The organism is Kitasatospora sp. MAA4 (assembly GCF_029893355.1).
Classification (GTDB): domain Bacteria; phylum Actinomycetota; class Actinomycetes; order Streptomycetales; family Streptomycetaceae; genus Kitasatospora.
Genome location: NZ_JARZAI010000004.1, coordinates 244,686 through 266,371, shown reverse-complemented (window position 1 = coordinate 266,371; position 21,686 = coordinate 244,686). Strand labels below are relative to the sequence as shown.

Annotated in this window: 24 protein-coding genes; 13 read left to right on the top strand and 11 right to left on the bottom strand. The window is 72.8% G+C overall.

All coding sequences use genetic code 11. The features are described 5' to 3' along the window. The first annotated feature begins 22 nt into the window (after positions 1 to 22). Complete coding sequence (locus P3T37_RS07875) at positions 23 to 745, top strand: hypothetical protein (RefSeq protein ID WP_280722727.1); 723 nt, start codon at positions 23 to 25, stop codon at positions 743 to 745. Positions 746 to 765: 20 nt separating this feature from the next. On the opposite strand, the gene P3T37_RS07870 is transcribed toward P3T37_RS07875, so the two are convergent. Further along, the gene (locus P3T37_RS07870; protein WP_280722726.1) at positions 766 to 1,122 is read right to left on the bottom strand and encodes a metalloregulator ArsR/SmtB family transcription factor; all 357 of its coding nucleotides are present in this window, start codon (positions 1,120 to 1,122) and stop codon (positions 766 to 768) included. Positions 1,123 to 1,202: 80 nt separating this feature from the next. On the opposite strand from P3T37_RS07870, the gene P3T37_RS07865 reads away from it, so the two are divergent. Further along, the gene (locus P3T37_RS07865; RefSeq protein ID WP_280722725.1) at positions 1,203 to 2,252 is read left to right on the top strand and encodes a cation diffusion facilitator family transporter; all 1,050 of its coding nucleotides are present in this window, start codon (positions 1,203 to 1,205) and stop codon (positions 2,250 to 2,252) included. Between the two features lie 11 nt (positions 2,253 to 2,263). Here the strand turns inward: P3T37_RS07865 and P3T37_RS07860 are convergent, their stop codons facing one another. Next, complete coding sequence (locus tag P3T37_RS07860) at positions 2,264 to 3,196, bottom strand: LysR family transcriptional regulator (protein WP_280722724.1); 933 nt, start codon at positions 3,194 to 3,196, stop codon at positions 2,264 to 2,266. A gap of 92 nt (positions 3,197 to 3,288) precedes the next feature. Between P3T37_RS07860 and P3T37_RS07855 the strand changes: the two genes are divergently transcribed. After that, a complete protein-coding gene (locus P3T37_RS07855; protein WP_280722723.1) occupies positions 3,289 to 3,984 on the top strand; it encodes a type 1 glutamine amidotransferase domain-containing protein in 696 nt (231 codons plus the stop codon). Positions 3,985 to 4,055: 71 nt separating this feature from the next. On the opposite strand, the gene P3T37_RS07850 is transcribed toward P3T37_RS07855, so the two are convergent. Both P3T37_RS07850 and P3T37_RS07845 read right to left on the bottom strand, forming a co-directional pair. Beyond that, positions 4,056 to 4,520: a MarR family transcriptional regulator gene (locus P3T37_RS07850; RefSeq protein WP_280722722.1), complete on the bottom strand. Its 465-nt coding sequence runs from the start codon at positions 4,518 to 4,520 to the stop codon at positions 4,056 to 4,058. Between the two features lie 49 nt (positions 4,521 to 4,569). After that, a complete protein-coding gene (locus P3T37_RS07845) occupies positions 4,570 to 5,664 on the bottom strand; it encodes a hypothetical protein (RefSeq protein WP_280722721.1) in 1,095 nt (364 codons plus the stop codon). A gap of 202 nt (positions 5,665 to 5,866) precedes the next feature. On the opposite strand from P3T37_RS07845, the gene P3T37_RS07840 reads away from it, so the two are divergent. Further along, the gene (locus P3T37_RS07840) at positions 5,867 to 6,388 is read left to right on the top strand and encodes a GNAT family protein (RefSeq protein WP_280722720.1); all 522 of its coding nucleotides are present in this window, start codon (positions 5,867 to 5,869) and stop codon (positions 6,386 to 6,388) included. Positions 6,389 to 6,467: 79 nt separating this feature from the next. Here the strand turns inward: P3T37_RS07840 and P3T37_RS07835 are convergent, their stop codons facing one another. Beyond that, positions 6,468 to 6,611: a hypothetical protein gene (locus P3T37_RS07835; RefSeq protein WP_280722719.1), complete on the bottom strand. Its 144-nt coding sequence runs from the start codon at positions 6,609 to 6,611 to the stop codon at positions 6,468 to 6,470. A gap of 108 nt (positions 6,612 to 6,719) precedes the next feature. After that, positions 6,720 to 7,787 (bottom strand): hypothetical protein, encoded by a 1,068-nt coding sequence (locus P3T37_RS07830; RefSeq protein ID WP_280722718.1) that lies wholly within the window; start codon positions 7,785 to 7,787, stop codon positions 6,720 to 6,722. Positions 7,788 to 7,906: 119 nt separating this feature from the next. On the opposite strand from P3T37_RS07830, the gene P3T37_RS07825 reads away from it, so the two are divergent. The 3 genes from P3T37_RS07825 (at position 7,907) to P3T37_RS07815 (ending at position 10,595) form a co-directional block, all read left to right on the top strand. Further along, entirely contained in the window at positions 7,907 to 8,791 is an 885-nt protein-coding gene (locus tag P3T37_RS07825) for an amidohydrolase family protein (RefSeq protein WP_280722717.1), read from the top strand. 36 nt (positions 8,792 to 8,827) lie between these two features. Next, positions 8,828 to 9,751 (top strand): LLM class F420-dependent oxidoreductase, encoded by a 924-nt coding sequence (locus tag P3T37_RS07820; protein WP_280722716.1) that lies wholly within the window; start codon positions 8,828 to 8,830, stop codon positions 9,749 to 9,751. A gap of 472 nt (positions 9,752 to 10,223) precedes the next feature. Next, positions 10,224 to 10,595 carry a hypothetical protein gene (locus P3T37_RS07815; protein ID WP_280722715.1) on the top strand — a complete coding sequence of 124 codons (372 nt, stop codon included), beginning with the start codon at positions 10,224 to 10,226 and terminating at the stop codon, positions 10,593 to 10,595. Positions 10,596 to 11,168: 573 nt separating this feature from the next. Here P3T37_RS07815 and P3T37_RS07810 read toward each other — a convergent pair. Together P3T37_RS07810 and P3T37_RS07805 are read right to left on the bottom strand one after the other, a co-directional pair. After that, a complete protein-coding gene (locus tag P3T37_RS07810; protein WP_280722714.1) occupies positions 11,169 to 11,291 on the bottom strand; it encodes a hypothetical protein in 123 nt (40 codons plus the stop codon). Between the two features lies 1 nt (position 11,292). Next, positions 11,293 to 12,156 carry an MBL fold metallo-hydrolase gene (locus P3T37_RS07805; RefSeq protein ID WP_280722713.1) on the bottom strand — a complete coding sequence of 288 codons (864 nt, stop codon included), beginning with the start codon at positions 12,154 to 12,156 and terminating at the stop codon, positions 11,293 to 11,295. Positions 12,157 to 12,456: 300 nt separating this feature from the next. Between P3T37_RS07805 and P3T37_RS07800 the strand changes: the two genes are divergently transcribed. The 3 genes from P3T37_RS07800 to P3T37_RS07790 are packed head-to-tail and all read left to right on the top strand — an operon-like array spanning position 12,457 to position 14,842. Then, positions 12,457 to 13,107 carry a helix-turn-helix domain-containing protein gene (locus tag P3T37_RS07800; protein ID WP_280722712.1) on the top strand — a complete coding sequence of 217 codons (651 nt, stop codon included), beginning with the start codon at positions 12,457 to 12,459 and terminating at the stop codon, positions 13,105 to 13,107. Then, positions 13,104 to 14,423 carry an MFS transporter gene (locus P3T37_RS07795; RefSeq protein ID WP_280722711.1) on the top strand — a complete coding sequence of 440 codons (1,320 nt, stop codon included), beginning with the start codon at positions 13,104 to 13,106 and terminating at the stop codon, positions 14,421 to 14,423. The genes P3T37_RS07800 and P3T37_RS07795 overlap by 4 nt, the downstream gene beginning before the upstream one ends. Next, the gene (locus P3T37_RS07790) at positions 14,420 to 14,842 is read left to right on the top strand and encodes a TIGR03618 family F420-dependent PPOX class oxidoreductase (RefSeq protein WP_280722710.1); all 423 of its coding nucleotides are present in this window, start codon (positions 14,420 to 14,422) and stop codon (positions 14,840 to 14,842) included. Before P3T37_RS07795 ends, P3T37_RS07790 begins: the two co-directional genes overlap by 4 nt. Here the strand turns inward: P3T37_RS07790 and P3T37_RS07785 are convergent. Continuing rightward, positions 14,839 to 15,159: a hypothetical protein gene (locus P3T37_RS07785; protein WP_280722709.1), complete on the bottom strand. Its 321-nt coding sequence runs from the start codon at positions 15,157 to 15,159 to the stop codon at positions 14,839 to 14,841. The two genes, P3T37_RS07790 and P3T37_RS07785, sit on opposite strands and share 4 nt — an antisense overlap. A gap of 153 nt (positions 15,160 to 15,312) precedes the next feature. Here P3T37_RS07785 and P3T37_RS07780 point away from each other — a divergent pair, with 153 nt between their 5' ends. From P3T37_RS07780 to P3T37_RS07770, 3 genes are read left to right on the top strand one after another with little or no spacing between them, the layout of a single operon-like run. After that, a complete protein-coding gene (locus P3T37_RS07780; RefSeq protein WP_280722708.1) occupies positions 15,313 to 16,362 on the top strand; it encodes an iron ABC transporter substrate-binding protein in 1,050 nt (349 codons plus the stop codon). After that, a complete protein-coding gene (locus tag P3T37_RS07775; RefSeq protein ID WP_280722707.1) occupies positions 16,359 to 17,939 on the top strand; it encodes an iron ABC transporter permease in 1,581 nt (526 codons plus the stop codon). The genes P3T37_RS07780 and P3T37_RS07775 overlap by 4 nt, the downstream gene beginning before the upstream one ends. After that, positions 17,936 to 18,967, top strand: a complete 1,032-nt coding sequence (locus tag P3T37_RS07770) for an ABC transporter ATP-binding protein (RefSeq protein ID WP_280722706.1) — start codon at positions 17,936 to 17,938, stop codon at positions 18,965 to 18,967. Before P3T37_RS07775 ends, P3T37_RS07770 begins: the two co-directional genes overlap by 4 nt. On the opposite strand, the gene P3T37_RS07765 is transcribed toward P3T37_RS07770, so the two are convergent. Both P3T37_RS07765 and P3T37_RS07760 read right to left on the bottom strand, forming a co-directional pair. After that, a complete protein-coding gene (locus P3T37_RS07765) occupies positions 18,892 to 20,427 on the bottom strand; it encodes a hypothetical protein (RefSeq protein WP_280722705.1) in 1,536 nt (511 codons plus the stop codon). The two genes, P3T37_RS07770 and P3T37_RS07765, sit on opposite strands and share 76 nt — an antisense overlap. Before the next feature lie 5 nt (positions 20,428 to 20,432). After that, positions 20,433 to 21,674, bottom strand: a complete 1,242-nt coding sequence (locus P3T37_RS07760) for a glycosyltransferase family 4 protein (RefSeq protein WP_280722704.1) — start codon at positions 21,672 to 21,674, stop codon at positions 20,433 to 20,435. Positions 21,675 to 21,686 lie beyond the last annotated feature (12 nt).

Below are 21,686 nucleotides of genomic sequence, written 5' to 3'. Positions count from 1 at the left end.
GAAGGATACAAGGGGGTAGCGCATGGCGATCGAACTGCCGGGCCCGGTGGTCGACTTCCTCATGGCCATCGGCGTCAACTGGCCGCAGGTGAACGAGGACAAGGTGCGGGAGTTCGCCTCGCACGTACGGGACTTCGCCAACAACATCGACGACACCCATCAGCAGGCGTCCAGCACCATCAAGGCGATGGGCGACTCCTACCAGGCCAACTCCTACGAGCTGCTGGTCTCCAAGTGGGCCCATCTGTCGCAGAGCCACATGACCGACCTGCTGACCACCTGCCACGCGCTGGCCACCGCGCTGGACGCGGCGGCCGACTTCATCGTGGGCCTGAAGGTGGAGACGATCGGTGAACTGGTCGCGATGGCGGCCGCGTTCGTCGCCGACCAGGCCGCCGCGGTGTTCACCTTCGGGCTCTCCGAGGCCGCCGTCCCGCTGATCATCGAGGGCGCCGAGAAGCTGGTCGAGGTGCTGGAGCAGCAGCTGGTCCAGTACATCATCGGCCAGGTGGTGGAGGCCGCGCTGACCCCGCTGCTGGGAGTGATCGAGAAGGCGGTCGCGGGCCTGAGCTACGCGGCCCTGGAGGACACCCTGGACGCGGCGGGCGGCGGTCCCGGCAGCGGCTTCCGGATCCACCCGGACGAACTGCGCGCCCACGCAGCGGTCTTCCTCCAGCACGCCGACACCGTCCAGGGACACGCCCAGACCCTGTCCGGCAACATCGCCGGCCTGGACTTCACCTGACGGACCCGGCGGTTGCGCCCTCAGTCGTGCGGCGGCAGATGGCGCAGCTGGTGGTCGGCGACGTTCAGTGCCTCGTCCACCAGGCGCCGCAGGTGCCCGTGCCGCAGGGCGTAGACCACTCGGCGGCCCTCCTTTCGGGTGGTGACCAGGCCGGCCAGCCGCAGCCGGGCCAGGTGCTGGCTGACCGAGGGGCGGGCCACGCCGGAGGCCTCGGTGAGCGTCGTGACGTCGGCCTCGCCCTCGGCCAGCCGGCGCAGCAGGCCCAGCCGGGTGCGGTCGGCGAGCAGACCGAGGATCTCCGCGGCCATGGCCAGCCGCGCGCCCTCGTCTCGCTCCTGCGAGGGGTGTGCACCTGATAGGTGCATGCGTGCACTCATACGCACATAATGGAGGAGTGCACGGTCGGAAGTCCATCCGGCCCGTTCTGTCGACCCCTGACCCGGAGGAGCGAGCCGCCGTGAGCGACCACCAGCACCACCACGAGCACCACGAGCACGAGCACCATGAGCACCGGCCGCATGCCTGGCGGCACCGCCTCGCGCACCTGCTCAAGCCGCACAGCCACGAGGCGGCCGACAAGGTGGACCCCGAGCTGGAGGCCTCCGCCGACGGCATCCGCACGCTGTGGATCTCGCTCGGCGTGCTGGCGCTCACCGCCGCCCTGCAGGCCGTCGTCGTGGTGCTGTCCGGCTCGGTCTCGCTGCTCGGCGACACCGTCCACAACGCCGCCGACGCGCTGACCGCCGTCCCGCTGGGCGTCGCCTTCCTGCTCGGCCGCCGCGCCGCCACCCGCCGCTTCACCTACGGCTTCGGACGGGCGGAGGATCTGGCCGGCATCGCCATCGTGCTGACCATCGCCGCCTCCTCCGCGCTGGCCGGCTGGATGGCCGTCGACCGGCTGCTGAACCCGCGCGCGCTCTCCTACCTGCCCGCCGTCGCGGCCGCTGCGGTCATCGGATTCCTCGGCAACGAGTGGGTGGCCCGCTACCGGATCCGCACCGGCCGCCGGATCGGCTCGGCCGCGCTCGTCGCGGACGGCATGCACGCCCGCACCGACGGCTTCACCTCGCTCGCGGTGCTGCTCGGCGCCGGGGGTGCGGCGCTGGGTTGGCGGTTCGCCGACCCGGTCGTCGGCCTGCTGATCACCGCCGCGATCCTGCTCGTCCTCAAGGACGCCGTCCGCGAGGTCTTCCGGCGGCTGATGGACGCCGTCGATCCCGGGCTGGTCGACACCGCCGAGTCCGCCCTGCGCGAGGTCGAGGGCGTGGTCGGGGTCGGCGAGCTGCGGCTGCGCTGGATCGGTCACCAGCTGCGGGCCGAGGTCGCCATCGTGGTGGACGGCGACCTGAGCGTGCGCGAGGCGCACGCCGTCGCGGTGCGGGCCGAGCACACTCTGCTGCACGCCGTCCCGCGGCTGACCGCCGCCCTCGTGCACGCCGACCCCGCCACCCGGACCGGCGAGCCCGACCCGCACGTCGTCCTGGCCCACCACCACGTGCACGCCTGAGCCCAGGGCGATCACCAGCTGCGCGCCGCCCGCAGCAGCTGCGTGCGGACCAGGGCGACGTGCGGGCCGGCCTCGGTGCCCGGGCGACGGACCAGGTAGCCGGTGTTGATCGGCGGATCGTCCGGCTCGAACAGTGGGACCACGGCGCCCGAGGCGAGCTCGTCCAGACACAGGTATCGCGGCAGCACGCTGTACCCGGCGCCCGCGACCACCGCCGCCAGCACCCCGCGCAGATCCGGGACGACGACGGCGGCCGGGCCGTTCAGGCGGGTGCCGAAGACGTGCCGCCAGTAGCGGCGGGCGATCGGCAGGTCCTCGGCGTACGAGACGAGTGGGACCCCGTGCAGTGCGGCGGGTCCGTGCTCGGCGACGGCGCCCGGACCCAGCTGCGCCGCCAGGCCGGGAGCGGCGACCAGGACGAACTCCTCGTCCGCCAGCGGCTCGGCCACCAGGCTCCGCCCGCGCGGCCGGGCGGTGGCGATCGCCAGGTCGTAGCGGCCCGCGCGCAGCCCGTCGAGCAGGTCGTCGGTGAGCCCGGGGCTGATCCGCAGGCGGACGCCGCGGGCGGTCAGCGGTGCCAGGGCCGGCAGCACGCGCATGCAGAGCAGTTCGGCCGGGCCGGCCAGGTGGACGGGCTCGGCGGGCGCGGCGCCGCCCGGTCGGCCGCGCTCGGCGACCGCCTCCAGCGCGTCCAGCGGCCCGGCGACCTCCGCCGCCAGCTCGTCCGCGACGGCGGTGGCGGCCACCCCGCGCGGCAGCCGCTCGAACAGCGGGCGTCCCAACTGCTGTTCCAGGGAACGGATCTGGGCCGTGACGGTCGGCTGGGAGAGCCCCAGCAGCCGGGCGCCTGCGGTGAACGAGCCGGACCGGTGCACGGCCAGGAAGGTGCGCAGCAGCGTGAGGTCCAGCGGCTGGGCCGACCCATCGGATTTTCTATGGGACATGCGGGAGAGCCTATTGGATCCGATGCCTGCCGCCGTCCTATGGTCGAGTCCCGACCGACTGAGCGACCGACCGACGATCATGGAGACCCCCGATGGCGAACATCCTCGTAGTGCTGACCGGCGCCGACCACTGGAAGCTCGCCGACGGCACCGAGCACCCCACCGGCTTCTGGGCCGAGGAACTTGTCGCCCCCTTCCGGGCGTTCACCGCCGCAGGCCACGAGATCACGGTGGCGACGCCGGGCGGCGTGGTGCCCACGGTGGACAAGGCGAGCCTGGCGGCGGAGGTCAACGGCGGGCAGCAGGCCGCGGACGAGATCGCCGAGGAGCTGGCCGGCATCGGTGCGCTGAAGCGGCCGATCAAGCTGACCGACGTCCGGCTCGACGACTACGCCGCGGTCTTCTACCCCGGCGGGCACGGTCCGATGGAGGACCTGGCGGTCGACGCCGACTCCGGTCGGCTGCTCACCGACGCCCTCGACTCGGGCCGGCCGCTCGGTGTGGTCTGCCACGCCCCCGCCGCCCTCCTCGCGGCCCGCCGCGCCGACGGCAGCTGGCCGTTCGCCGGGTACCGGCTGACCGGCTTCAGCAACGTCGAGGAGACCCAGGCCGGCTTCGCTGACAAGGCCAAGTGGCTGCTCCAGGACCGGCTGGTCGAGCTCGGCGCCGACTACCAGGAGGGTCCGGCGTGGGCCCCGCTCGTCGTGGTCGACCGCAACCTGTTCACCGGCCAGAACCCGGCCTCCTCGGCTCCGCTGGCCGCGGCGCTGCTCAAGTCGCTGAACTGACGCTCCCGAGCGCGGCGCGGCGCTGGATCGCCGACCTCAACCCGCACCCGCGCCCGTTCCCGTGAGGCGCTCTACGGCTCGCCGAACGGGCCCTCCTCGGTGAAGCGGCGCAGGCTGCGGGCGAAGGCGCGGGCCTCGTCCGGGGGCCAGGAGTCCAGTGAGGCGGTGATCCGGGCGGCCAGGCGCCGGCGCATCACGGCGACGGTCTCGGTGCCGCGCTCGGTGAGCGTCAGCAGGACCGAACGTCCGTCGGTGGGGTCGGGCTCGCGCCGGATCAGCCCGGCCGCCTCCAGGCGCGAGGCGCGGCGGCTGACGCCGGACCGGTCCAGGCCCACCTCACCGGCCAGGTCGGCCGCGCTGCACGGTCCCGTCCTGGCCAGGCCGCTGAGCACCGGGTAGCTGACCTCGTCCACGGCCTCGCCGAGGTGCTCGGTCAGCTCCTGGTAGAGGGTCGCCCGGACGCTGCGTTTGAGCAGCGTGCCCAGGGCGTCGGCGATGTCGTGCCCGATCCCGTCGGGTGTGGTCCCGTTCTCCATGCCCCCAGGTTAGTGTGCGCCGCACACGCAGTTTCAGTGCCACACCCTTTCAGTGCCACACCCGCAGGTAGTCGGCGGAGAAGGTCAGCGGGTCGGGCGACTGCGGAGCCGGGTGGTACCGCCCGGCGTTCACCGACAGGTTGAGGATCGGGTACGCCGTCCAGCCCGCCGGGACGCCGCTGCGGTCGGCGAACACCAGGCTGCCGTTGACGTACCAGTTGACCGAGTGCAGGCCGTACGCCGTGCCGACGGTGACCCACCCGAGCGGTGCGACGACCGCCGGGTTGGTGTAGGAGTGCTGGCGCTGCCGGATCTGGTTGGTGAACTCCAGCCGGGACGGGTAGTCCGGGTGGTACTCGAAGGTGTCGATCTCGTTGTCGCCGTCCCGCCACGTCCACAGCCCCGGCCAGGCGCCGAGGCCGGACGGTAGCCGGACGGCCGTCTCCAGGTAGTCGCCGACCTGGACCTGGAACGCCTCCGGGGTGCCCTCGGTCGTCAACAGGCCGGTGTCCCAGGCCCGTTGGCCGCTGGTCAGCAGCTCGGACCCGGGGCGGGCGGTGAACGTCGCCAGGCCGCCCGCCACCGTGACGTTGGCGGGCCGGAGCCAGTCCAGCTTGTCGCCGGCCGGGTTGTGCGACCCGTACTGGTAGGCGCTGGTGGTCGAGCTGTTCCAGCGCTCGGTGGAGATCGGGGCGGTGAACTCCTCGGCCCAGGTGAGCGTCCGGCCGGCGGTGGGACCGACGGCCGCGCTCGAGACGCTGCCGACCGGCACGGGCGAACCCGGGGCGCCGACCGGGGCGCCGGGGCCTGTCGGCACACCGCTGCCCGTCGGGTCGGTCGCCCCGACCACCATCGCGGTGGACGGCAGGTCGTACCAGCCGCCGTCCACCGCGTACGCGCCGAAGATCGTGTAGCTGCCGGCCGGGAAGCTCTTCGGCGCGGTGGTGAGCGTGTAGCCCGAGGGCGGGATGGCGATGTCGTACACCCCGGGGAAGTCCAGGACGGCTCCGCCGGCGTCGCGCACGGCCACCGTCAGGACGTCCGCGACGAAGGCGGCGTCGGAGTGGACCGTCAGCGTGACCGAGACCTCCGTGCCGGATGCCGAGTAGGTGGGGGTCAGGGCGTCCTGCGTCACCTGTGCCATGGGTTGCCTCCTGTGCCTTGCCAGGTGGCTGCCCGGTGGGCTCGGTACGTATACGTGCGCTGACGGTGCGCCGGGAGCACAGGAGGCACCACCCGGCGTGCGGCCGCGGCTGCGCGCCGGGTGGTGCCTCCCGCGCCGATCCGGCCTGCTCGCTCTATGTTCGGGACAGGAGGAGATCCCACGAGCGAAGGCGACCGACACCGTGACCGAACCGACGACGCTGCGCGGCGCCCACGTACTGCTGCGCCCGGCCACGCCGCACGACATCCCCGCGCTGGCAGCCGTCCGTGCGACCCCCGAGGTCCGCGAACGCTGGCGCGGCGGTACGGACATGGCGGCCGCGGTCGCCGAGGACCTGGCGGAGCCGGGCAGCCGGACGCTGGCGATCGAGTACGCCGACCGGGTGGTCGGCGCGATCCAGTGGGCCGAGGAGACCGAGCCCGACTACCGGCACGCGAACATCGACATCTACCTCGACCCGGCGCTGCACGGGAACGGCCTGGGCGCGGACGCGGTCCGCACGCTGGCCCGGTATCTGATCACCGATCGGGGCCACCACCGCCTGGTGATCGACCCGGCAGCCGACAACGAGCCGGCCATCCGCTGCTATCGCAAGGTGGGCTTCCGCCCGGTCGGCGTGATGCGCCGCTACGAGCGCGCGGAGGACGGCAGCTGGCATGACGCGCTGCTGATGGACCTGCTGGCCGAGGAGCTGACGAACTGACAGCTGACAAGTGACAGCTGACGAAAACTGACACCCCGCCTGGAATAGCGGGGTGTCAGCGCTGTGTCGTGTGGTGCCGTCAGCTCGGGCGGAGCCACTGCCCCCAGTGGGTCGGCGTCTCCGTTGCCGTGTTGCGGCAGCACGGCTGGGTGCAGTCGGGCTCGTCGTCCGGATCGGTGACGAACGTGTCCGTCCCGGCGATGATCGTCGGGTGTTGGTCCATGGGTACCCCTCCTGGTTTGACAGAGACTGACACTACCTTCCGTCACCGGGCATGTACATGGAGCATTTGTACGAACCTACCGCCGCGATGGGGCGCGGCAGTGGAGTTTCAGCTGTCGAAGCCGACATGGACGTGGTCGTGGTGGGTGGCGTCGGTGAAGAACTGATCGGGCGTCGAGCCGCCGGAGAGCTGGCGCGGTCCGCCGACGTTGTACGAGCCGGCGGCTGCCGCCGCGCGCATGAAGCCGTCCACCAGGTCGGGCGGGGTGGTCGGGTCGACCACCGTGCGGCCGTTGATCTCCCAGACGTCGAAGGCCCGGCCGAGCGGGTGGTCGCTGGGGCGGGTGGTGCCGAAGACGTCCAGCGGATGGCCGGAGCGGACCACGCTCACGCGAAACGTGTAGGTCTGCGCCAACGTCAGCATCGCGGTCAGCACGCTCGGGTGGACGGACCCGCTGCGCAGGTCGGCCGCCGCGGCCGGGGGCAGCTGGATCCGGTTGTCGGCGAGGATCCGCGCGGCGTCGGGGGCGAGGGCGGCCGCGGCGGGGCCGGGGTCGGCCGGGTGCAGGGCGGTGACGGTCCAGCGCGGGGTGGCGGCGGTGAGCCGGACGTCCACCGTGGTGCCGCCCGCGGCCACCGCGCTGCCGCCGCTCTGGGTCCACTGGTCGCAGACCACCAGCACGCTGGCCGAGTCGGTGAGGATGCCGCCGTACTGGGCGTCGATCACCTGCAGCGCGGCCCGGTCCGCAGCGGGCAGCAACGGGCCGGCCTGATCGGCCAGCGCGGGATCCAGGCCCAGCGGCGTGACCCGCGACCGTGCGGCGGCCGCGCCCTGGCCGCCCTCGGGCCAGCTGCCGAGCGCCTCGACGAGCTGGACGGCGCGCAGCTTCACATCCGGCTGGATCTCGCCGGGACCGGGCAGCCACGGCGAGGTGGCCGGCAACGCGCGCGCCGGGGACGCGGATGCCGGGGACGCGGGCGCCGGGGACGCGGATGCGGACGGTGTGGGGGAGGGCGGCGCGCTTGCGGTGGGGTCGGTGGGGTTGGCCGCCTTGGCACCGCCTCCCCCTCCACCGCACCCCGCCACCAGCACCAGTCCGAGCGCGCCCGCCAGCGCACCGCGCCGGTCGACACCGTTCCCGATCTGCCGCGCACCCTGCGGCCGTTCGTGCTCCATGGCCCACTATGCGCACGCGCCGCCCCCGTCCGCGAGCACCCTCACCGCACGGCTCGGCGCCCGACACCGGATCAGCTCAACCCGACAGCCGACCGCGGCACGCCCGGTAGGCTGGGCCGATGTCGAACGTACGAGCGGGGTCCGAGCAGGTCACGGCTTTCTGGCGCGCTCTCGGGCTGCCCGGACTGATCGACGTGCACACCCACTTCATGCCGGAGAACGTCCTCGCCAAGGTCTGGGCCTACTTCGACGCCGCAGGTCCGCTGACCGGTCGCGAGTGGGCCATCACCTACCGCGACGACGAGGCCGAACGGCTGGCCACCCTGCGGGAGTTCGGTGTCCGGGCGTTCACCGCGATGCTCTACCCGCACAAGCCCGGCATGGCTGCCTGGCTGAACGACTGGGCGGCCGCCTTCGCCGACCGCACGCCGGACTGCCTGCACACCGCCACCTTCTTCCCGGAGCCCGCCGCCGAGCAGTACGTGGCGCGGGCCGTCGAGGGCGGTGCGCGGGTCTTCAAGGCGCACCTCCAGGTGGGCGGCTACGACCCCAACGACCCGCTGCTCGACGGTGTTTGGGGCCTGCTCGCCGAGAGCGGGGTCCCGGTGGTCACGCACTGCGGGTCCGGTCCGGTGCCGGGCAAGCACACCGGGCCCGGGCCGATCCGGGAGGTGCTCGCCCGGCACCCGAACCTGCGGCTGATCGTCGCGCATCTGGGACTGCCGGAGTACGCGGACTTCCTCGACCTGGCCGCCCGGTACCCGTACGTCCAGCTGGACACCACGATGGCCTTCACCGACTTCACCGAGCAGACCGCGCCGTTCCCGCGCGAGCTGCGCCCGCGGCTGGCCGAGCTCCAGGACCGGATCCTGCTCGGCACCGACTTCCCCAACATCCCCTACCCGTACGTCCACGCGCTGGAGTCGCTGGCCCGCCTGGACCTCGGCGGCGACTGGCTGCGGGCGGTCTGCCACGGGAACGCGGCTCGCCTGTTCGGGATCTGAAGCCCGTCCCCACCCCGGTTCGGCATGATGGGCGGTATGGATCTTCGCATTTTCACCGAACCCCAGCAGGGCGCCTCCTACGAGACCCTGCTGCGCGTCGCCCGCACCGCGGAACAGCTGGACTACAGCGGCTTCTTCCGCTCCGACCACTACCTGAAGATGGGCGACGGCGACGGCCTGCCCGGTCCCACCGACGCCTGGATCACACTCGCCGGCCTGGCGCGCGAGACCGAGCGGATCCGGCTCGGCACGCTGATGACCGCCGGGACCTTCCGGCTGCCCGGCGTGCTGGCCATCCAGGTCGCCCAGGTCGACGCCATGAGCGGCGGCCGGGTCGAACTGGGCCTCGGCGCAGGCTGGTTCAAGGAGGAGCACAGCGCCTACGGCATCCCGTTCCCCGACCGGCGGATCGACCGGCTGGAGGAGCAGCTCGCCGTCATCACCGGACTGTGGGAGACCAAGCTCGGCGAGACCTTCGACTTCGCCGGCGAGCACTACCAGTTGACGGACTGCCCGGCGCTGCCCAAGCCCGTCCAGCAGCGGATCCCGGTGCTGATCGGCGGCATGGGCGCCAAGCGCACGCCCGCCCTCGCGGCCCGCTACGCGGCCGAGTTCAACCTGCCGTTCGTCTCCGTCGAGCAGACCCGGGAGCAGATCGGCCGGGTCCGGGCCGCCGCCGAGGAGCGCGGCCGACCGGGTGACGACCTGGTGTACTCCAACGCCCTGGTCGCCTGCGTGGGACGGGACGACGCCGAGGTCGCGCGCCGCGCGGCGGCGATCGGCCGCGAGGTTTCCGAACTGAAGGCGAACGGCCTGGCCGGCACCCCGGCCGAGGTCGCCGACCGGATCGGCCGCTACCAGGAGGCGGGCAGCTCGCGGATCTACCTCCAGATCCTCGACCTGGACGACCTGGACCACCTGGAGCTGATCGCCTCTCAGGTCCGCCCGCAGCTCGGCTGATCCGTCGCCGCCCAGGCCGAATCAGTCACCCGAACGATGTCCACCGGTCGGCGCCTACTCCCGCCAACCCGCCCAGCCGGCGGGCGGGTTGGCGGGCCCACAGTCTTCCGCGCCGCTCTGCACGTCGCAGGAACCTCCTCCGGTCCGCTCGACGAGCCGGGCTCATGGCTGCCAGGTCGGGCGGGGCCGCCTCGGTGCTGGGCATATTCCTGGAGTCTCAATCTCAACCCGGCCAAGGAGGGTCGGATTAGCATATTGTCAAATCAATACTGGTCCAGCGGCATTAAATCGTGTGCAAACCTATGCATGCATATGCGCCACATCATTGCCCGAAAGGAAGAAAAGGGTTCCGTTGAGGCACATGCCGCTCGAATATTGAGCTGTGCGCCGACCCAACGGCGTACCGCCGACCCTCCGGTGTCCGGTGTCACGGTCCCAGTGCTGCCAGGAACCGGAGAGACAAGGAGTACAGGTGCCCACCCAGTCCCACTTCCAGACTGGCGAGATCCCCCACGGCTTCCTGATCAACGAGGCCGGCGGCCTCATCCACCACAGGTACGGCATCGTCTTGGCCGTCCCGATTCCCAACCAGAGCAACAGCGCCATCTGGGGCGACGGCTTTCTCAGCTTCGGCTCCGACTGGGCGGACGTGCGGCTCAGGGTGGCCCTCCACAACGGCACGACCTGGACCAGCGTCAAGAACTGGGACATCAAGGCCGCAGCCGGCCGCCTCGCCGAGCAACTCCCGGCAGGGACACAGAAGGTCAGCATCGGGCGGGTGAAGCAGAGCGCCGGCGACATGAACGACAACTCACCGGTCAGCTGGCTGCTCGAATACGTGTAGCACGACCGGCTGCCTCGGGCCGCCCTGGTCCGGCCTCAGCCTGGATCAGGGCGGCCCGATCGCGCGTCGGCAACAGGGATTCCTGGTCTGCGCGATGGTCCTCGACAACCCCGAGCTGCACGAGAGGCTCTGTCTTCCTGCAACGCGAGACCCGCCAGCGCCTCCTCACCGATCTCGATCTCTGGCGCTGAGTGACCGTTGCTGTTGCGATCTTGATGCGTGTGCATCGAACGGGAATCTCAGTCGGGTGATTGCGGCGGGCACCGCGTATGCGGCAGGGGCCTCTTGGTAGCTCGAATCTGATCGCGTGCTGGTGCCACCTACCGTTCACGCTGGATCCACGTGCCTGCTCACGATCCATGTCGTGGGCGGGACGGAGCTTCGGGATGCGGTTGCCACCCTGGCGTCCCGCCTTGGCACGGCCGTGTCCGGACCGGCATCGGGGGCGGGACAGGGTTGGCTCCGGGGTGCGGTGGCGAGTGAAGGCTCGGAGACCATGACCGGTACCGTCGCCTCGTAGCGGACGGCCGGCCCAGCTGCGGACTCAACCGTCGCAGGCGGCCATGCTCCCAACTACATGCGGGTCACGCCCAGTTCGCGTTCGGCGATGACGCGCTTGATGTCCGGGCGCAGGCCGGGGTATTCGCCGAGCAGATGCTTCATGAAGGCGATGGATGCCTCGGGGCTGTCCTGCACGTCACCGTGCTGACGCCTTGGCCCGCTTCGCCCCGCCCCAGAGCGAGCCCGGGTTGGCTCGGTTCGGGTACAGCGCGAGCATCGCCTCGTACAGTTGGGCCGCGGTTTGAGTCTCGGCGTCGAGCCGGTTGAAGTCCGCCAGGTACTTCTTGGTCTCGGCCAGGATCTTCGGGTCGTCGGGCAGGTCGGGGTTCTTGTGGCCGGCGACGACGAAGGCGGGGTCGAGTGCGGCGAGCGTGTCGGTGGCGCGCATCCACTCCTCGCGCGACGCGGTGGTGGTCTCGCCCAGGTACTGGTGGATGCCGTTGTAGGCGACATCGCCGGCCACGACCAGCCTCAGGTCCGGCACCCACAGCGCGGTGCTGCCCTCGCAGTCGGTGAAGCCGGTCTCCACCGCCCGCAGCTGGTGCCCTTCGAGGGTGAACGTGTCGCCGTCCAGGACCTCCGGGAAGACCTGCGGCAGCGGGACCTGCCCCGGAAAGCGCGAGGTCCAGAAGGTGTCGACGTAGGGCGGCGTGCCCTCGAACCTCGCCTTGGCCACGGCTGCGGCGGTCGAGACCGCCTTGGCCCCGGGAAATGCCTCAAGGAGCTGCTTCACGCCGAAGCCGTGGTCGCCATGGCCGTGCGTGATGTAGACGTAGGCCAGGTTGCGGTCGTGTGCCTTCACCCAGTCGACGAGCTGTTGGTTCTGTTCGACGGTGAGGAACGTGTCGACCAGCACGGCGTCACGCTCACCGAAGATCAAGTTCGCAGTGTTGACCACCCACTGGAGCTCTTCCGGAGTGCCGGGCGGCAGGTCGCGGGTCAGACCCGACCGGCGCATGCACAACGTCTCGTACCGCAGCGCTGATGTGGCTTCCGGCATGTCGTGGTTCCCTTCCACTCTCGTTGAGATCTGGGCCAACGCACTGGGCCTGGTGGGTCGCGATGGCCTCGGAACCCAGGGGCTGGGGGACTCGACGGGCCGCCGACCCGAGTTCCAGGACCAATCCTGCGACCCCGCATCGGATCCGCAACACGAGGACCAGCCCGCCGCCGTCCGCCTGTCCGGCCCCCAGGGCTCTCCGAACTTGCGCCAACTTGCACGCGCGCTGGAGTGAAACCGCAAAGGTTTCTTTGCAAAGGGTCTTTCGCAAAGAACTCTTTGCGGTCTACGGTTCTCGGTATGGCAGACACCGATCCCGACCCCACCGACGCCACCGACGCCACCGACCCCACCACCTCCGAACCCGACGCGGTCGTCCTGGACGCCAAGGGCCTGCGGGCCATGGCGCATCCCGTGCGGGTCCAACTGGTCGGGCTGCTGCGGCGGCACGGGCCTTCGACCGCGACGCTGCTGGCCGAGCGGATGGGGCTGACCTCCGGGGCGACCAGCTACCACCTGCGCCAGCTCGGTGCGGCCGGGTTCGTGGCGGAGGACACCGAGCGCGGGAACGCGCGGGAGCGGTGGTGGCGGGCGGTGCACGAGATCACCTCGCTCGACGACATCGACCTGGTCGAGCGGGAGCCGGAGGCGGCGCTGGCCTATATGCAGTCGGTGACCGCCGTCTACACCATGCGCACGCAGCGGGCGCTCGGTGAGTTCCAGACCATGCCGCGTCCGTGGCAGGAGGTTCTCGACATCACCGACTGGTCGCTGCTGCTGACGCCGCAGGAGGCCCGCAGTCTGGGGGAGGAGCTGCATGCGCTGGTCTCCCGCTACCGCCGGGACAGCGCCGAGGGGGCGGCCCAGGCGCCGGCCGGCGCCGAGCGGGTCTCGCTGATCGCCCACCTGCTGCCCGAGCCGCAGACGGAACAGCCGGAGACCGAGCAGTGAGCGGGGCGCTCGGCAGGCGGCCGCTGGTCGGCGTTCTCGCGGCCGAGGCGGTGTCGCTGACCGGGACCAGGGTGTCGGCCGTCGCGCTGCCCTGGTTCGTCCTGGTCACCACCGGGAGCGCCACCCAGACCGGGGTGGTGGCCTTCTGCGAGATGGCCCCCTATGTGGTGGTCAAGGCGTTCACCGGACCGCTCGTCGACCGCATCGGGCCGCGGGTGATCTCCTGGGCCACGGACTCGGTCAGCGCTGTCGCCGCCGGTCTGGTGCCGCTGCTGTACGCCATGCACCTGCTCGCGTTCTGGTCGCTGCTGGTCCTGGTGGCGGTGGTGGGCGCGGTGCGCGGGCCAGGCGACCTGGCCAAGCACGTGATGGTTCCGGAGGCGGCCGAGCGCAGCGGTGTGCCGCTGGAGCGGGCCACCGGACTGGCCGGGGTGACCGAGCGGCTTGCCTCGACGGTCGGTCCGCTGGCCGGCGGATCGCTGGTGGCGCTGACCGGCCCGATGGCCGGACTGGTCGTCAACGCGGTGTCGTTCGCGCTGGGTTCGGTGATCATCGCGGTGGCGCTGCCGCGCGGCATGGGACGAGCGGCAGCGCCGGAGACGGACGGAGCGCCCGGGCAGGGCTACTGGCGCAGCTTTGGCGAGGGGTTCGGCTTCCTGCGCGGTGAACCGCTGCTGCTGGCAATCACGGTGATGGTCGGCGCCACCAACCTGCTGGACGCGGCGTTCAGTTCGGTGCTGCTGCCGTTCTGGGTGCGCAGTCACGGCCACGGCCCGGCGCTGATCGGGCTGTTGGGCAGCGTGGGCGGGATCTCGGCGGTCTGCGGGAGCCTGATAGCGGCGGCGGTGGCCCACCGGCTGCGCCGGCGCCCGGTGTTCTTCGTCGGCTTCCTACTGGCCGGCGCGCCGCGGTTCCTGGCGCTGGCGCTGCACGCGCCGCTCTGGGCGGTGCTCGCGGTCTTCCTCGCCAGCGGCTTCGGCGGCGGATTCCTCAACCCGATCATCGGGGCGGTCGTCTACGAGCGCATACCGCGCCGGCTGCTCGGCCGGGTCGGGGCGCTGGGCGACGCGCTGGCCTGGGCCGGAATCCCCGTCGGCGGCCTGCTCGCGGGGCTGGCGGTGGCGTCGTTCGGGCTGGTGCCGGTGCTGCTGGCGGGCGGGGCGTGCTACTTCGTCATCACCAACCTGACCGGACTGCGGCCGGAGTGGCGCATGATGGGCCGGGCAGCGGACGACGTCCCGGCGCCCGTACCGCTGTCAGCGGACGACGTCCCGGAGCCCGTGCCGCCGGCAGCGGCCCGTACGCTGGCCGGATGACCGCCACCACCGCCGCGCCCGTCCTGGACGAACCCACGCTCGCCTTCTGGACCGAGCGCCATCTCTGCACCCTCACCACGCTGCGCCCCGACGGCACGCCGCACGTCGTCCCGGTCGGTGCCACCTACGACCCGGCGACCGGCATCGCCCGGGTGATCACCTCGGCCGGCAGCCGCAAGGCCCGCAACGTCGAGGCGGCGGGGGAGGCCGGCGCGGTGGTGGCGCTCTGCCAGGTGGACGGCGGCCGCTGGTCGACGCTGGAGGGCGTCGCCGTCGTTCGGCGCGCCGCGGACCAGGTCGCCGACGCCGAGGCCAGGTACGCCGTGCGCTACCGCACCCCGCGCCCGAACCCCGAGCGCGTGGTGATCGAGATCACCGTGACCCGCGCCCTGGGCCGCGCCGTCCGCCCGACGAACTAGCGCGCGCCCGCCTCGCGCAGGGCGCGCAGCACCGAGGGCTCGACCCGCAGGATCCGGGCCCGGACCAGCACCGGGTGCTCGCGCACGGCCTCGGCCGCCCGGACGTACGCCTCCCAGCGGCGGTCGAACTCGGCCTGCTCGCCCGCCGCCCAGGTGCAGCGCTCGACGGCCTGCTCGGGGTGCGGGAACGCGGCCTGTCGGCGGTCCCGTACGGCGAGTGCGTAGTCGCCCAGCGCGCGGTCGGCGGTGAGCACGGCGCGCTGGAGCGCGATCAGGTCGTCGGGGAGCGCGAGCGCGAGAACGGGAGTGGTGGACACCTGAGGAACGGTACGAGTCCGCACTGACAATCAGCACTGACAACCGGTCAGCGAAACGGTCGTCTACGTCCTTGTAGACCCGGGGCTCGACCTCCTACTAAGGTATGGCTAAGCTAATAGCCGCTCCCCAGCCCTGACGCTTAGGACCCCACCGTGCCCAGACCCGTGCAGTCTGCCCTCGCCCTGTCGGCCGTGGCCGTCTCACTTCTCGCACTGTCGGGCTGCGGCAGCTCGACCGCGAGCACCGGCGCCGACGGCACGTCGACGGCCGGTCAGACCATCACCGTCTACAGCGGGCAGCACGAGCAGACGGTCAAGGCGCTGACCGCCGACTTCGAGAAGAGGACCGGCATCAAGGTCCAGCTGCGCTCGGGCGACGAGGCCGAACTGGCCAACCAGATCCTCCAGGAGGGTCCGGCCTCCCCGGCCGACGTGTTCTACGCCGAGAACCCGCCGGCGCTGACCGTCCTGGAGGAGAAGAACCTGCTCGCGCCGGTTGCACCGGAGACCCTCAAGTCCGTCCCCGCGGACGACAGTTCGCCCAAGGGTGACTGGCTCGGCGTCTCCGCCCGCACCGCCGCGTTCGTGGCCGCCACCGGGACGCCGGCCGACAGCTCCCCGCCCGCCTCGGTGCGCGACCTGGCTTCGCCGCAGTGGAAGGGCCGGCTCGGCATAGCCCCGAGCGAGACCGACTTCTCTCCGATCGTCACCCGCATGATCAAGACCGACGGGGTCGACGCCGCGAAGAAGTGGTTGCAGGGCCTGAAGGCCAACGCCAAGGTCTACGACAGCAACGAGGACCTGAGCGCCGCCGTCAACAGCGGCGAGGTGCAGGGCGGCGTGGTGGACCACTACTACTGGTACCGGCTGCGCGACGAGAAGACCGCCGCCGGCACCCACAGCAAGCTGCACTACTTCGCCAAGGGCGACCCGGGTGCGCTCGTCGACGTCTCCGGCGCCGGCATCCTGCGCACCAGCAAGCACCAGGCCGCCGCCCAGGCGTTCCTGGCCTACCTCGACGGCAAGGACGCCCAGCAGCTGATCGCCAGCTCGCAGAGCTACGAGTACCCGCTGCTGGCGGGCGTGCCCGGCAAGGCCGAACTCGCGCCGCTCGACTCGGTGGGCACCCTCGCGCCGGTCGCCGACCTCGGTGACGGCAAGGACGCCCTGCAGCTCCTCCAGGACACCGGCCTCCTCCAGTGACCTCCCTGCTCAAAGCCGACCGCCCGTCATCGCTGCCGCGGTGGCGGGCCGGCGCCCTGCTCTCCCCGCTTCCGCTGCTGGCCTTCGCCGTCGTCGCGCTGGTGGCCTCGCCGCTGGTCTTCGTCGTGATGCAGGCGCTGCAGGCCGGCTGGGACCAGGCGAGCCGGCTGCTCGGCAGGCCGGTGATCGCCACCCTGATCTGGAACACCGTCACGCTGGCGGCCGCCGTGACGCTGGCCACCGCCGTGATCGGCTTCACCGCCGCCTACCTGCTGGAGCGCACCGACCTGCCGGGCCGCCGCAGCTGGACCGTGCTGCTCGCCCTGCCGCTGGCCGTCCCCGAGTTCGTCCGCGGCTACTCCTGGGTCTCGCTCTACCCCTCGGTGCACGGCTACTGGGGCGCGGTGCTGGTGATGACCTGCTCGCTCTACCCGCTCGTGCTGCTCCCCGTGGCGGCCACCCTGCGCCGCAGCGACACCGGCGCCGAGGAGGTCGCCCGCAGTCTGGGCCACGGCCCGTGGGCCACGCTGTGGCGGGTCACCCTGCCGCTGACCCGGCCCGCGCTGGCCGGCGGCGCGCTGCTCGTCTCGCTCTACCTGCTCGGCGAGTACGGCGCGTTCGCGATGCTGCGCTACACCACCTTCGCCACCGCCATCTTCACCGAGTACAAGCTCGGCTTCGACGCGGCCTCGGCCTCCCTGCTCACCCTGGTGCTGGTCGTGCTCGCCCTGCTGCTGGTCGGCCTGGACGCCCGGGCGGGGCGCCGCGGCCGGGTCGTCCGTACGGGCGTGGGACACCGCGCGACGCGGGCGCAGCTGGGCCGCTGGAAGCTGCCCGCCGCACTGGCCCTGGCCGCGGTCGTGGCCGTCTCGCTCGGTGTCCCCGTCTACGCGCTGGCCTACTGGCTGCTGAAGGGCAGTTCGACCACGCTGCCGTCGGCCTCCGTGCTCGGCTCGGCGCTGACCACCCTGGGCTACGCCGCGAGCGCGGCGCTGGTCTCCACGCTCGCCGCCGTGCCGGTCGCGCTGTACGCCTGGCGGCGCGACTCGCGGTTGGCCCGGGCCGCCGAACGCGCCGCCTACCTCACCCGCGCGCTGCCCGGCATCGCCGTCGCACTCGCGGTGGTCTTCTTCGCCATCCGCTACGCCCAGCCGCTCTACCAGCAGCCCCCGATGCTGGTCACCGGCTACGTGATCCTCTTCTTCCCGCTGGCCCTGACGGCCGTCCGGGCCGCGCTGGCCCAGGTGCCGCCGGGGGTCGAGGAGGCCGCCCGCTCGCTCGGCACCCGGCCGCTCGCCGTCCTGGCCCGGGTCACCCTTCCGCTGGTGCTGCCCGGACTGGGCGCCGGGGCCGCGATGGTGACGCTCACCGCCAGCACCGAACTGACCGCCACCCTGCTGCTGCGCCCGACCGGCACGCAGACCCTGGCCACCCAGTTCTGGGTCTACACCAGCGGCCTGGCGTACGGCGCGGCCGCGCCCTACGCGGCGCTGATGGTGCTGCTCTCCGTTCCCCCGGTCCTCCTGCTGACCCGCCGATCGCTCGACCCGACCCCCACTCCGGAGACTGACCGATGACCGGCCTCGCGATCACCGACCTGTACGCCGCCCACGGCCGCACGCCGATCCTCGACGGCGTCGACCTCGCCGTCCCCGACGGCGCGCTCGCCTGCGTGCTGGGCCCCTCGGGCTGCGGCAAGAGCACCCTGCTGCGGGTCATCGCCGGCTTCCACCCGGCCCAGCGCGGCGAGGTCGCGCTCGGCGGGACCGTGCTCGACGACGGCCGGCGCCGGCTGCCCGCCGAACGGCGCCGGATCGGCTACGTCCCGCAGGACGGCGCGCTCTTCCCGCACCTGAGCGTCGCGGCCAACATCGGCTTCGGCCTGCCCCGCGCGCAGCGGCGCGACCGGGTGGCCGAACTCCTCGACCTGATCGGCCTGCCCGGCCTCGGCGAGCGCCACCCCCACCAGCTCTCCGGCGGCCAGCAGCAACGCGTCGCGCTCGCCCGCGCGCTCGCGCCGCGCCCCGAACTCCTGCTGCTGGACGAGCCGTTCGCCGCCCTCGACGCGGCGCTGCGGACCGAGCTGCGGGCCGAGGTCGCGCAGACCCTGCGCGCGGCCGGGGCCACCGCAGTGCTGGTCACGCACGACCAGGACGAGGCGCTCTCCTTCGCGGACACCATCGCCGTCATGCGCGGCGGCCGGATCGTCCAGCAGGCGGCGCCGCAGGTGCTCTACGGCGAGCCGGCCGACGCGGCGGTCGCCCGCTTCCTCGGCGAGGCCAACATCGTGCCGGCCGAACTCGCGGGCCGGCGCGCCGACACCGCCTTCGGCAGCCTGGCGCTGACCGGCGACGCCGGCGCGGCGCGGCCGGGCCCGGTGCTGCTGAGGCCGCGCCAGCTGCGGCTCAGCTCGGTCCCGGGGCCGGGGAGGGTGCGCGCCCTGGTCCAGCGCTGCCACTTCCGAGGCAGCGACCACCGGGTGGAGCTGCTGGCTCAGGACACCGAGCGGCTGCCGTCCCCGCTGGTCGCCTACACCGACCGGCCCTGGCCCGAGGGCGAGGCGTACGTCGAGGTGGCGGGCCTGGCCCACCCGGTCAGTTCCTGAAGCCTGAACGTCACGTCGTCGAAGCGGGCCTGGCCCGTGTCGTGCTGGGACTTCAGGGCCAGCGCCGCGAAGGCCGCGCAGCGCGGGGCGGCGGAGTCGACGGTGAGCAGGCGCCAGGGCGTGGTGCCGGCGGGCAGCACGGGCGAGTCGTCCTCGCCGAGGTAGCGGCCGAGGCGGTCGTACCAGGTGATCGCGATCCGGTTCTGGCCGGTGGAGCGCTCGCCGCGGGCCCAGGCGGTCATCCGCACCGGTTCGCCCGCGGCGGTCGGCTGGAGCACGGGGGTGACGGTGAAGGTGCTGCTGTCGGCGGTCCTGGCGAGTACGGCGGAGCCCTGGTCCCAGTCGGCTTCGGCCCCGCCGACGGCGTTCGGCGACCAGTCGGCGGGGGAGCGGCCCAAGCCCTGGCCGAAGTCCCCGTTGAAGGCGGGGTCGACGCTGCGCCCCTGGAAGAGCGCGCGGACGGCGGCGGCCGCGGGTTTCGCCGTCCCGTCGGTGCGCAGCAGCCCGAACGAGAGCGCGGACGCACCCCGCTCGGCGCCGGCGGGGACGTCGGCGGCGATGAGGTCCTGGAAGATCCACGGCGCCGCGTCCGGTAGGCCCGCCGAGGTGGCCGCCCACTCCACGCTGCGCAGGTAGAGGTCCTGGGCGGCCTCGGAGAGCGGCGGGCCGGTGGCGGCGCCGGTCTCGCCGACGAAGAGCGCGGCCGGTGCGACGGCGGCCTCGGCCGCCTCGAAGGTGGCGCGCGCGGCACCCGCGGCGCCGTAGTAGTGCAGGTCGTAGAAGTCGGGCGGGTCGCCGGCCAGCACCGTGCGCAGGGTCCGCAGCCGGGCCACCGGATCGGGGCCGGTCACCGACACCGTCACGGGGGTGCCGCCGGCGGCCTGCCGCACCACCGGCAGTTCGTGCCGCAGCCAGGCCGCGGTGGGCCGGTCCGCCGGGTCGACCTCGTTCTTGAGCTCCACGAAGGCGATCCGCGGATCGTCGCGATAGGGCGCCAGGACGGCCCGGGCCCACCGGTCGCTGCCGGCGGTGTCCGGGTAGCCGTCCCACCAGTCGAAGAGCGTCAGCTGCACCGACAGCCCGTGCTGCGCGGCGAGTTCGACACTGCGGCGCAGCTGCGCGAGCCGGTCGGCGGAGGGCGTCGGGTAGCCGAACACCTCGGGCTGCAGGACGATGCGTACGGCGTTGGCGCCCAGGCCGGCAATGGCCGCGAAGTCCGCGCCGATCCGGTCCGGGTCCCAGTCGGTCCACAGGGCGGTCCACGGCGCCGCCGACGGATAGTAGTTGAGCAGGTGCAACTTCATCAGCCTTCCCTGGATGGAGGTCTGATGGACCGTCACCGACCAGGGATCGCAGGCAGCAGCCCGGGTCGACCGGCCGCCGCCGCCGTGCAGCGTCAGCGCGGCCGCCACCGCCAGCAGCGCCGCCAGTGCGGCCGTCCACCGCCGTCCACGGGTCACCGGGATCAGCGCCGGCGCTTCAGGACCCGGTCGAAGACCTCGACGACCTGCGGCGCCACCACCTCCACGGTGTACCGGGCCGCGCGCTCGCGGCCCAGCAGGCCCATCTGCCGGCGCAGCGCCGGGTCGCCGAGCAGCCGGTCGAGCGCCTGCGCCAGCGCGCCCGGGTCGCCGGGCGGCACCCGCAGGCCGGTGACGCCGTCCTCGACGACGTCCCGCAGCCCGCCCACGTCGGAGGCCACCACCGGGCGCCCGGCCAGCATCGCCTCCACCGCGACCTGGCCCAGCGGCTCCTGCCAGACCGAGGGCACCACGGCCACCGAGGCCCGCTGCCAGGCGGCCATCACCTGGGCCGAGGGCACGTCGTGGACGACGGTGACCGAGGGGTCCCGCACCTCGGGCGTGTCGGGGCGAGGGGTGCCGATCAGCACCAGTCGCACCCGGTGGCGCATCCGCCGGTGCGCCTCCAGCAGCACGTCCACGCCCTTGTGCGGGCCCAGCGCGCCGACGAACAGCAGGTAGCCGTCCTCGGCGGGCAGGAAGCCGGGGCGCGGCTCGGTGCGGGCGAGGTCGGCGATGCCGCGCGGGACCATGCTGGGGACGATGCGCAGGTCCATCTCCGGCGGCAGCACCTTGCGGGCCGCGTGCGCGACGCTGCCGCTGATCGCCAGGTAGGCGTCGGCCCGGCGGTGCAGCGGCCGGGAGGCGAGCAACCCGCCGGCCAGCGCGGCGCCCTTCAGCGCGCCGTACTCGCCCGAGGCGCAGCGCAGGCACTTGGCCGGGGCGGGGCCGCTGCACGGGCCGCCGGCGTGCTCGTTGGTCTTCTTGGCGCAGCCCAGACCGTAGTCGTGCAGCGTGACCACGTGTCCGGGGGCGTCCGGTGAGGGGCGGCGCATGCGGTGCAGCGGGAAGTAGGAGTACTGCAGCCAGCTGTGGCTGTGCACGATGTCGGGGCGAAGCCGGCGGACCGCCGCACGCAGCGCCGTCAGCGCGCCGGGGTCGGGGACGGTGGGGTGGAACGGGCGCTCGGGGTCGGCGTAGAGCTGCGGCAGCCGACCGCTCCAGCCCTGGATCCGTTCGATCCGCACCCCCTCGACCGTCTCGACGGCGGGCCGGTCGCCGATCTGCAGGGTCAGCACGGTGGTCTCGTGCCCGAGCCGCACGAACTCCTGGGACAGCGAGTCGACATGGCGTTCCAGCCCCCCGATGGTGGGGCGGTAGAAGTCGGTCAGCTGGACGATCCGCACGGGCAACAACCT